General features: G+C 35.5%; 4 protein-coding genes. 1 reads left to right on the forward strand and 3 read right to left on the reverse strand.

From position 1 onward, the window contains the following. Positions 1-69 precede the first annotated feature (69 nt). From LKACC16343_RS08565 to LKACC16343_RS08575, 3 genes are all read right to left on the reverse strand, one after another. Positions 70-9,570: a hypothetical protein gene (locus LKACC16343_RS08565; protein ID WP_056951101.1), complete on the reverse strand. Its 9,501-nt coding sequence runs from the start codon at positions 9,568-9,570 to the stop codon at positions 70-72. A 171-nt stretch (positions 9,571-9,741) separates the two neighbouring features. Next, on the reverse strand, positions 9,742-10,281 hold the full coding sequence (locus tag LKACC16343_RS08570; RefSeq protein ID WP_056951099.1) for a dihydrofolate reductase family protein: 540 nt from the start codon (positions 10,279-10,281) through the stop codon (positions 9,742-9,744). An 85-nt stretch (positions 10,282-10,366) separates the two neighbouring features. Continuing rightward, on the reverse strand, positions 10,367-11,110 hold the full coding sequence (locus tag LKACC16343_RS08575) for a sulfite exporter TauE/SafE family protein (protein ID WP_056951097.1): 744 nt from the start codon (positions 11,108-11,110) through the stop codon (positions 10,367-10,369). Between the two features lie 99 nt (positions 11,111-11,209). Between LKACC16343_RS08575 and LKACC16343_RS08580 the strand changes: the two genes are divergently transcribed. Next, positions 11,210-12,079: a helix-turn-helix transcriptional regulator gene (locus LKACC16343_RS08580; RefSeq protein ID WP_056951095.1), complete on the forward strand. Its 870-nt coding sequence runs from the start codon at positions 11,210-11,212 to the stop codon at positions 12,077-12,079. The last annotated feature ends 243 nt before the right edge of the window (positions 12,080-12,322 follow it).

The following is a 12,322-nucleotide window of genomic DNA, read 5'->3' on the forward strand; positions in this document are numbered from 1 at the left end:
AGATAAACACCATAATTCTATAAAAAAATGGAACCAACAGATTAAATCTGATGATTCCATTCTTTTATTTTAATACCAAGCGTAATTATTGAAGTGAACACCCTTTTCAGCCTTGATCCACTCATTGTCGCCAACATGATAATAAGTATCACCGTTGACATCTTGAGCTTTATAATCAGTCTTCCAAGATGTTTCTTCACCTAGAGAATAGTCTTCTATAATTTCATTTTCTCTAGAATAGAGATCATAGAAAATATTCGTTCTATCTAGATTAATGATTCCACTAACTTTACGTCCATCCCTGAAAATACCAGTATCAATTGCATCTTCATAGACAACATCGTTAGCATCGACCCATTCACCCGTTGCGACACGATATTGTTTGACTCCTTCTCGGTTAGTCCGATATTGATCGGTCTTCCAAGATGAATCTTTAACCAATTCACGACCAGCAATGGCGGAATTATTTTGGTTGTTCAATTGGTAATTTGCTTGACTAGACTTAGTTGTGACGATTCCACTAATTGAAGTGTAAATCCAACCTTCGTCATCTTTATTATTATTTATAAAATCAACATCGCCAGCATCAATCCATTCGCCAGTTGCAACTCGATATTGTTTAACACCTGCTTCATTTGTACGGTAGAGATCCGTCTTCCATGAAGAGTCTTCTTTCAAATCACGATGAGCAATAGCTTTGTTTTCTTGATCATTCAATTGATATTCAGTTTGACCATCTTTTGTCTTAACAACACCACTTACAGATGTGTATGTCCAAAAGTCTTCTTTGTCTTGATTGAAGTTAACGTCATCAGCATCGATCCATTCACCGGTTGCGACACGATATTGTTTTACGCCCTCTTTGTTAGTCCGATAAAGATCAGTCTTCCATGAAGAGTCTTCCTTCAAATCACGATTTGCAATAGTCTCATTTTCATGATTATTCAATTGATATTTCTTTTGATCAGTCTTAGTTGTTACTACACCTTGAACCGGAGTATAAGTCCAATCGCCATCTTCAGAGCTATTTTGGTTAAGCACTACATCGTCGGCGTAAATCCATTCGCCAGTTGCAACACGGTATTGTGTAACTCCAGCTTTATTGACACGAATTTGATCAGTCTTCCAAGATGAATCCTTACCTAATACACGATTAGGAATCTTGTCATTATCTTGATTGTTCAGTGTGTAGAATGGATGATTAGTCTTAGTTGTTACTACACCTTGGATTGGTGAGTAATTCCAATCATCATCTTCATCAGATTCACCACCAGTTGAAGAACCACTGTTACCACCAGTACTGCCACCTGTGTTGCCACCAGTAGAACTTGCAGCCTTAACAGTTACTGTACGGACATAAGATACCGTGTTATTGGTTGGATCAACCTTATAACCTTCACCAAAGGTATAAGCACTGACATCATTTGCCAACTTAACCGTGATTACTTGGCTATAAGTACCAGCAGTCTTCAAATTAGTTACTGGTCTACCTTGATCATCATAAAGAGTCGTACCAAAACTAATACCGCCGTCAGCAACAATTGAGTCGCCATTCTTATCAACAATGTAGACATCATCAGTATTCTGTAAGACTTTATCAGTCATTGAAGTACCGTTATCTACCGTCACATTATTGATTTTGGCAATAGCTGGGTTAGCCGAAGCCTTAACCATTTGAACAAATGTTACACTTTTATCATTTGCATCATAAGTTCCACCAATACTCTCGAATTGATTGGCATCAGTAGCGCCATTAGTTAGATAGAACTTCACAGTACGGTAATAAGTTCCGGCCTTAGAAATTCTAGCACCACTAGCATCAGCAGTCTTTTGAGTCAAACTACTGTCAGTATAGAAGACTTGACCAAGCTCCACGCCGTATGTGCCTTTAGTCTTATCAACTAAGGAATTACCAGCAGCATCTTTCAAGAAGTATTCCTTAGTATTGATCAAAGCCGGATTATCTTTTTCAGCATTAACGCTTAGATCCAACTCGCTAACTGAAGAATTGATATTAGCTTCATTCTTCGTGACCGTAACAGCTTGAACAAAGGATACAGTGTTGCCAGAAATATGGGCTTCACTACCGAAATCATTTTGTGCAATAGCTTCAGGACTAACCTTGAAGTTGATTACACGATAGTATGTACCAGTCTTAGTAAAGGCACCATTAGCAATATCCTTCGTCTTGGCAGCATTTGGTATAAAGACATCATCATAATTATCGTAATAGTCCGTTCCATATGAAACAGTTGCATCAAGTTTATTACCAGATGCATCCATCAAAGCATCGCCAGTTGAAGTTACAGCAGTAACTGAATCACCTACGTTAGCTTTAGCATCTTCAATGGTATGTTTTGAAACAACACTATCTTTAACATTGATTTGTTGAGCATAGATTACCCAACCATCAGAATCAACTTTAACATTTGAATTAGTCAATTGGAACTTATCAGCAAAATCAGAGCCAGCTCTAAATACAACTCGACGATAATATGTACCTTTATTAAAGGCACCATTAGTCGTTGCGGATGCATCAACTTCATCACCATTTGACTTATCCAAAGCACCCTTTACAGACTTGTAATATGTCTCGCCTAAAGTTGGATCAGTATAATTACCATCTGCGTCAGTTAAGACATAGCCATCGGTACTTGTAACTGACGAATCATTCGTTCTTGTGCCGGTCTTAATGTTCAATGGTCCAACCGTAATAGTTGCTGTATCTTCACCAACTACCACTGTTTGAACGTAAGAAACTGTATCACCAGAAATATGGGCATCAGTACCAAAATCATAATTCTTAACATCTGCCGCATTATTTAGTTTGAAACTAATCTCACGATAATATGTTCCCGATTTTGTAAATTGACCGTTAGCATTAACACCTTCTGTCGCCTCTCCAGTAGTTGAGAAAACGTCATCAGCATTGTCATAATATGTGGTTCCGGCCGTCACAGTTGCAGCAATCACATTATTTGAGTTATCACGCAATTCACCTGTTGGTTTAGTCATGTTATTTATTGAATCACCAACATTGGCATTGACGACACCGAACTTGTACTTAACCACACCACTAGCGATTACATCAATTCTTTGAGCATAAATAACTGAACCATCAGCATTTACTTTGACATTTGGATTATTCAAGGTGTAATTCTTGGCAAAATCAGAAGCCGTCTTAAATGTTACCAAACGATAGTAAGTTCCCTTGTTGAAAAGATCATTAGTTGTTGCATTAGTATCTACATTACTACCATCCAAAGCATCCTTAGCATTATCATAGAATCTACTATTATCCAAAGTGGCTGTTCCAAGAGAATTATTAGCCTTGTCAGTCAAAGTATCTGTATTCTTAATCGAATCAACTGGTGTTCCAACATTAACTGATATTGGATTTACATTGATTTGAGCTGTACCTGCTGATACACCTATAGTTTGAACAAATGAAACTGTACTATTATCACCGTTCTTAACGATATGTGCATCGTCACTAAAGTTATTAGCATCAATATCCTTTTCAGTTACCTTAAATGTAATCTCACGATAATATGTGCCAGCCTTTGTAAAGTTACCATTACCGTCAATATTAGCAGTTGTCTTAGCTCCGTTGGTAAAGACATCCCTAGAACTGTCATAATAATCTGTACCATATGAAACTGATTGACTAATTGATTTACCATTACTATCAAGTAATTGACTAGTACCTGACTGAATCGCACTAATATTATCGCCAACTCTTGCTGTTCCAAGTGCAATACTATCTTGTGAAATTTCAGTAGCAGATGTAACAGTCACTGGTTGAGCATAAACCACGATATCATCATCAAGTGCTTTCAAATTGTCATCCGCTATTGAATAATCTTTAGCAAATTCAGGACCAACTTTGAAGTATACCAAACGATAATAGTCACCTTGATTAAAGTAACTGCCACTTGTAGCATTCGTTGCTATATCACTTGAATCTTGAGCCAGAGCGCCCTTCAAAGAGTTGTAATAATCCGTTCCAACTTTTTCGAAAGTAGCTCCTGTCAATGTATAGCCCTTATCTGCAGTAACATCGGAATCTGTCGTCAAAGTCTTTTCTTTAATCTTCAATGGATCAACTGAAGCTTTTACCGTAACGGAACCAACAATAATTGGTTGAACCAAAGTTACGGTCTTACCATCAATCTTGTAATCTACCCCATTCTTCCCCTTGAAGGTGTAAGAATCAGCATTATTTTCTAATGTAAAGGTAATTGCACGATAATAAGTACCACTATTATTCAAGGTTGTTCCTAAAGCGTTCGTTCCATTAACCGCATCAGATTTATTACCATAATACTCTTTGCCAATTTTCACATCATTAGTCATTATCGAGTCCTTACCATTATTTATAGTTAAGTCGTACGTACCTGAACTAACGGAAGATAAGTTGTCGCCAACTTTTGCTGTCACAGTTTCAATATTTTGATCAACTGCATTGGTTGTAACAGTAACCTTTTGAATATAGGTCACAGATTTATCCCCTAAGATTGGATCTTCACCATTAATCATATCTGTGAAATCATGATTTGCGACGTCATCTTTTAAATTAATAGTTACTCTACGGTAGTAATCCCCTTGCTCCGTAAACTTATCTTTAATAGAAGCTAAATCATTTTTATCCTCACTCATTGCTCCGGACGCACTCTTATAGTAAATACTATCATTTTTAACAGTATCAACCAATGACTCTTTAGTACCGTTATCTATTACAGTATCTCCAGTATTGTCATCTTCAATAGATGAAACAAGCGAACCAAAACCAACTGTAATGTCTGGAATGGTTACTGTAGTTGGGTTAGCCGAAGCAGTAACTGACTGAATAAAGCTAATAGACTTCTTATCTTTACTGATTACGTAATTTACACCATCTGTACCGGCAAAATTATATTGATCAACTGGATTTAATAACGTAAAGGTGATTATACGATAGTAAGTTCCTGGTTTATTGAAATTGCCACCTTTGTTAACAACTGCAGTAGCAGTACCATTTACGGAAGCAATTGCATCAGCTTCACTACCATAATATTCGGAGCCTCTATTGATTCCATCTTGTGCAACAATTGATTTACCACTTTGATCTAATAGTTGATCACTAATCGTTTCTTCAATTTTTAAAGTTGAAATACCAACTTGAATAGATTTCAAAGGTGAAATACTTGTTGTCACAGTACTCTTATTAACCGTAACTGCTTGAACAAATGTTATTTCATTACCATTCTTAACATGACCAACGCCATTTACTAAATCAGTAAACGTATAATTAGCCGCATCATCATTCAACTTAAACGTAATCCGGCGGTAGTAAGTTTGTCCTGCAGTTGTGAAATTAGAACCTACATCTGCAATCTTTTCCTTATCTGCAGATGCATCTAATGCTGCTTGAGCGTCAGTATAATAGACGTTACCAAATGTAATACCATCGTTATTTGAATTATCAACCAATGAATTATTAGCACTATCGACTAAACCATCATCAGCAGTTTCATTAATTGTTGTTGACGAACCGACATTCACATTTAAGTGTTTTACATTAACTGTTGTAGTGCTTGGTACAACATAAACCTCTTGAATATAGCTAACCGTCGGATCATCTTTGTCTTTACCAATATTAAATACATCGGAACCTTTGAAACTATTGGCATCCACAGCACCTGATTTCAAGTGGAATATAATTTCACGATAATATTTACCAGATTTAATAAACTTACCATCTTGAGTTATATCTACAGGATCACCTGATAGATCACTACTTGAATAATAACTTGAACCAAAGGTTATCTTGTTAAAGACATCAGTATCTACACTATTAACCTTTGCCGTTAACTTATTATTTCCGGAAGTTTCAGAATCAGCAACTAAACCATTGAGTTTTCCTTGAGCCGTAAAAATCTTAGCTGTAGCTGGATTGTCTTCAACAATAAATCTCTGGGCTAAAGTAATCTTATTGCCAGATATAGTATATGAATCCTTTGGTAGATTACTAAAGTCATAATTACTTGCATCACTCTTTAATGTGAAGGTTACTGCACGATAGAGTGTATCATCATCCTTTAAGAATTTATGATTGGTTGAATCGACATTAGTTGAAACTGTTGATGAATTTGATACGGCGGACTTAACATCATCATAATAATTTCCAAATTCAATAGCACTAACGATTGAATTACCTGCACTAGTCAAATCATATCCAGTCTTGTCATCAAATTCTGTAGTTAACGCACCAGTATTCGTAATGATATTAGGTATATTGACCATAGTTGAGTTAGCTAAAACACGAACTTCTTGAACATATTGAACACTCTTACCATCACTAGACAACTTACCATCGCCAAAGGCATAACTATTAGCATCAACATTTTGATTTAAAGCAAATGTAATTACTCGATAGTAATCGCCCGACTTAGTGAAGTTTGTTCCATCTGTAACCCCAGAAGCAGCCTTACCTTGTCCATTTAGAATATCTGCAGGTTTATTATCGGCAACACTATAATAGTCAGTTCCATATGAGACACCATTAGTTGCCACAATAGAAGATCCATTTACAGTTAAATCATTACTTGCCTTTTCTGAATCACTAATTAAGCTTCCATTTTGAACTGACTCTGTAGAAAGCTTTGGCACTGCCGTTGCAGTATTTATAAGAATAGGTTGTGCGAAGGTTATCTTATTACCATCAATCTTATAATCAGTTCCCTCTGTTCCATCAAATGAGTAATAACTGGCTGGATTCTTTAAAGTAAAGGTAATTGTACGATATACTTTTCCGCTACTCTTAAATGATGTACCTTGGGAGTTCTCACCCTTTACAGCATCTTCGGCACGAGTAAAGTATTCATTACCAACGGATGTTTGAGTTGTATCAACAATTGAAACCTTATTTGAGGTTAAATCATTATCACCTAAAACAGCCGAACTAACACTGCTACCAATACTAGAAGAAACTGTATCAATTTTTTCTACTACTGTGGCAACATTAACTGAAACGGGTTGAATGAAAGTTACACTATTTGAAGTTTTATCATAAGGGGTTTTGTCAAAAGAAAGTTCACTCGTATCTCGATTGAGATAGAACGTTATCTTACGATAATATGTCCCACTACCTGTAGACAATCCATTCGTAGCCTTATTTTTTAGACCCATGTCAGTATAATAATCTGTACCGAAACTAATTCCATTTTTTCCTTGAGCGGTATCTATTAATGAAGTAGCAGCATCATCTGTAGTTTTTAGAGTATCCGTAGTCGTGTCATTTAGTGCGTTAATATCACTTGTACTTGTTGCACCAATGCTTACAGATGGAACATTAAAGTTTACTGCCGTTTCAATTGGTTCAACATTAATGGTCTGAATAAACGTGACACTATTGTCACTAGAATCCGTAGTTCCTGTTGTTCCATTGAAATTGATTGAATCGACATCTTTATTTACATAAAATTTGATTGTACGATAATAAGTTCCAGCTTCACTAAAGTTAGTCACTGGATCACTTAACTTACCATTACTTAATGTTTTGAAATACTGTTGACCAAAATCAATTCCGTTTTTATTACTACCTTTAGTAGTATCAATCAAATTAGTTTTATCTGTACCAAATGTTAAAGTATCGCCGTCGATACTTGCTAATGCTGGATCGTCCGTAGTTGCACCAGCCATCAACTCTACGGAACCATAGTTAACATTCACTGAACTAAGTGGACTAACATGTACTTTTTGAACATAAGTTATCGTATCGTTTCCTTTAGAATCCGTACCTAACTTATATTTAGAATTAGTAGTATCAAATGTATTCGTATCAACAGAGTTAGCAACAAGAGTATAAGTAATGGTTCTCAAATAATCCCCTGATTTAGCAAATTTTCCAGTACTATCTACTACACCATCAGTGGCCGATAAATCACTACTATCATTTAAAACATCATCTTGTAATGCGCTAGCCTGTCCGCCATATTCATAGTAATTGTTACCAAAACTTATTCCATTTGTTTGTACCAGATTACTACTCCCATTTGTTAATGTATCATTTGCAATTCCAGATGTACTTGCATCTCCAACGTTTGCATTCAGTGGATTATCATACTTTGTAGTAGCAGAATCTTTTACATCAACCTCTTGAACGTAAGTTACAGTATTAGCTGTTGTATCATATCCCACATTATCGGGAATACTACTATAATCACCAATATTACTATTTTTCAATGTAAAAATTATTTTACGATAATATTTTCCAGGCTTAACAAAGTTAGTTGATGATATTTGATCACTTGTAGCCTTCGTTTTTAATAATCGATCAGTGTAATAATCGTCTCCAAATTCAACATTGCTTACATCAACATTGGACACTCCATCACTTAACGTATTATTAGTTGCCAATTTAGAATCACTTATTAAAGAATTGATCTTCACTTGTGGAGTTTCCAAATTAGCTTTAATTGAAGCTCCGACTGAAATCTTCCTGATTACTGTGATAGTCCCTACATCATGATTAAATACATAATCCGTTCCAGCAGTAGCTTCCGTATCACTCCCATTAATAAAAGTCTGATAAGGGCTAATATGAGATCCGGTTAATGGATCAACCGTATCAGAGCTAGAAAGCATATTATTTATAGGAGTATCAGCACCTTTTAAATTATATGAAACGGTTTGATAGTATTGTCCCGGTAACTTAATTTTTCCATCACTGAATTGTTCCGTTGAAGCGTTACCTCTATTAGTAACACTCGGATTAAAATCTGATTCTCCCGCGTACTTTCTCGCACTATCTAAATCCCTAAATAAGCTTTGACCAAGTATTGGTTTCTCAGCAGCAGCTAAACTATTTGCATATTTAGAATCACCAGTATAATTATCGGTAATTGCTAGTTTATTGTTCCCTGATTGTAAAGACGTTAAAAAAGTTCCAACATTAGTTGTAATTAGATTTGTATCCGTAGTTATATCAAATTTACTTAACTTAATAGCAAAGCTAAAATCTAATAATGTTGGATCTGTTACTGTAGCTATTGACGTCAATGGGGCGTCACTATCATTTTTACTTTCTCTTACATGAATCGTGGCCGTTAAAGGAAATTGGGAATCTTTCAAGCTTAGGGCTTTGAGTTTATCTCCAGTAGAAATATCTATATTATTGCCATCCTTATCGGCTACCGTCATAGCTACCAACATATCACGATACAAGTAAGTTCCATTATAAAAATAACTGGCTGGCAATTGCTTATTTGCATCCATAAGACTTCTAATTTGATCATTATTTTCAAAATCATGAATATGATAAGGATTGTTTATATCAAAATAATGATATCCATTAGCATAGTCGTTTGCTAACGAGTTTAGCGGTTTCGAAACACTATTCGCACTTGAAAAATAACGATCATCAAATTGATTCTTAAAAGCAGCTAACATATCACTAGGCGTTAAATTATTTGTCGTTGCAGCCTTGATGATAGAAGTTGGAATTAAAGTAGGAACAATTATTGGAGCCCCAGCAACCATTAATGCCGCAGCTACAGCACTACCTACATATTTAATCTTCTTATCCATAATTGCCCTCCCTATATACATACTTCTGGTTTTAGCACTTTCAAAAAATTTATTTTATACTTTTTTAGATAATTTAATAATCAAAAAATAACATTGTTTTGATAAGATATAAAAAAATAGAGATACCGCTTAACAACGGTATCTCTATTTTTTATAACATTCTTTTAACTTCTAGTGAGAATATTCAACGTACACAATCTCATTCACTTTTTTTGCAGATTCCAAACTCAATTCCTTAGGAATAACTCGGTCGGAGAATAGTGGAATTCCCTTACCCAAAATAATAGGCACAATGCCTATATGATAGATATCAATTAGATCAGCATTCACTAGTGGTGCTATCACATTGCTACCACCGATAATCCAAATATCACCTTTTGACGATTTAGCTTTTAAATCGCTGACTAATTTGGCTACCTCACCGTTAACAAAGTGAATATTATCCTCATCTGGCAATGGATGTGTCGTCATCACATAATTTTCATAGCCGGCATATGGATAATCATTGGGTGACATGCCATTTACGATTTGGTTATATGTATGTCGACCCATGATAACAGTATTAACCCGTTTGGATAATTTTTCATACTCACGGTCTACAACACTACCTGTTGAAAATTTATCATTCCATAAGAAGTCAATCTTGCCATCAGAATTGGCAATATAGCCATCTAATGTTTGTGTAATGAATAGAATAACTTTGCGTGCCATATTTCTGACCCCCGACTTATTTTCTACAATTATATATCTATCGGAAAAAATTAGTTAATAAATATGTAATAGAATACGAAAAGTCTTAATAAGCCTGAATGAAAAAGTAAATTGCTTGAATAAAAGCTAGTATGGCAACAATCCAACGAACCATTTTGACCGAGACATGTCGTAAGATTTTAGGTCCCAAGAGACCACCAATTAACATGCCGGCAGCTAGAAAAATTCCTTGTTGCCAATAGATTTTGGATCTGAAAATAAACATAATGAAGGCACTGACATTGGCTACACCACAGATAACATTCTTTATTGCATTATTCACTAAGAAATCTTCATTGGTGAGATACTGCAAAACAGCCAGAACAATCACACCATTAGCACCACCAAAATAGCCTGTGTAACACCCCATTAAGGCCATAATGATGATAACCCAGATATTTGCAAGATTCTTCTTAGTACCACGATTCTGTTTTTTTCCTAGTAAAAACATCGTTCCAGAAATCACTAAAAAGATGGGCACTACCTTTTCAAAAACGCTTGAAGGAAAGGCTAATAATAGGTAGGTTCCGAATATGGCACCGACGGTTGCGGATATTGCGTAGAACAATGCCTGTTTCCAATGTCCCTTTAATTCTTGTGCTGACGAGGCAACTGCTCCTAAATAATCAAAGATCAGGGCTCCATGATTGGTAATATTAGCAAAGATTGGTGGAACGCCACTGATCAACAGCACCGGATATGAAACAATCGATGCTCCTCCGGCAACTGACGAGATGATTCCGCCCACGATACCGCCGAAGAAGACTAAAACTAATGTAAAATTGAGCATAATAATTTCCTTTCTACTCAATATCGTATCTGAATTGACTGCTCTATAATGATAATAAAGTGGCAAAAAGTATCATAATATCGTCAAAAAGGTGTCATTATGAGTAAAAGAATAATCAATTCCATCAATTTAAATCAAAAGAGTAATTTCCCCTATCTTGTTTTGAATGTAAAAAATGCACAGAGTTTTCCACTTAATCCTGGTTTCAAAGTTATGCATTGGCATGAGGATCTACAGTTTGTGTATATCTCCTCCGGTGAAATAACCTTTTCCACCTTGGGGGAAACTAATTTAACTTTGCATGCTGGTGAAGGTCTCTTTATCAGCAAAGACTTAGCACACCTAATTACTCCCGAAACACATTCGCATTACCATAGCTTCATTTTCCCCGATTATTTCCTCAAATTTTACTTCAACAGTCCCGCCCAAGCTGCGGTTAGTTCTTTGATCAATAATGAAAACTTCCATTTTTACGTACTTAAACCTACAGTTGGATGGGAAAGAGATATCCTTCGGTTGTTACAAAAATTGATTGGTTTCGAAAATAACAAAGATACCCTCTATTCTTACCAAGTTTTGGTTACCTTAGTTACTATTTGGCTGGCAATGATTCAAAATATTCGCCCCGCTCAACATCAAAGAGCTGACAAGATTATCACCCAGAGAATGCATACTTTTTTAAATTATATTCAAAATCATTTTTCTGAAAAAATCACTTTAGAAGGTTTAGCTATAAGTGCAAATGTTAGTAAGTCCGAGTGTTTACGCTGCTTTAAGACTACTTTACAGATGACTCCTTACGAATATTTGATTGAATATCGTCTGAATCAGGCCGCCAAGATGTTGCAAGAAACTGATTTGCCAATTAACGTTATCGCTACTAAATCAGGCTTTCCACAGGCCAGTCACTTTACTGAAGTTTTCAAAAATAAAACCGGACAAACTCCACGTAAATATCGAAACAATTGAAAACAACTATGTTTTTTACGAAAATTCTGTTATACTCAATTTGATACAGCATTTATAGATAACTATTCTCGGTTATCTTGTATCCAAAGAGGCGTTGGGTGTGGTCACCTAGCGCTTTTTTTGTACCCTCATTAGCTAAAAAATAATCACCATTCTAGTTATAAATATTATCAACAAATGGAATAATTCAAATATACATTCGTAAAACTTCTATACTGTCAAAACGGTATGGAAGTTTTTTTT

It is taken from the genome of Companilactobacillus bobalius, assembly GCF_002179915.1.
In the GTDB taxonomy this organism is placed as follows: Bacteria; Bacillota; Bacilli; order Lactobacillales; family Lactobacillaceae; genus Companilactobacillus; species Companilactobacillus bobalius.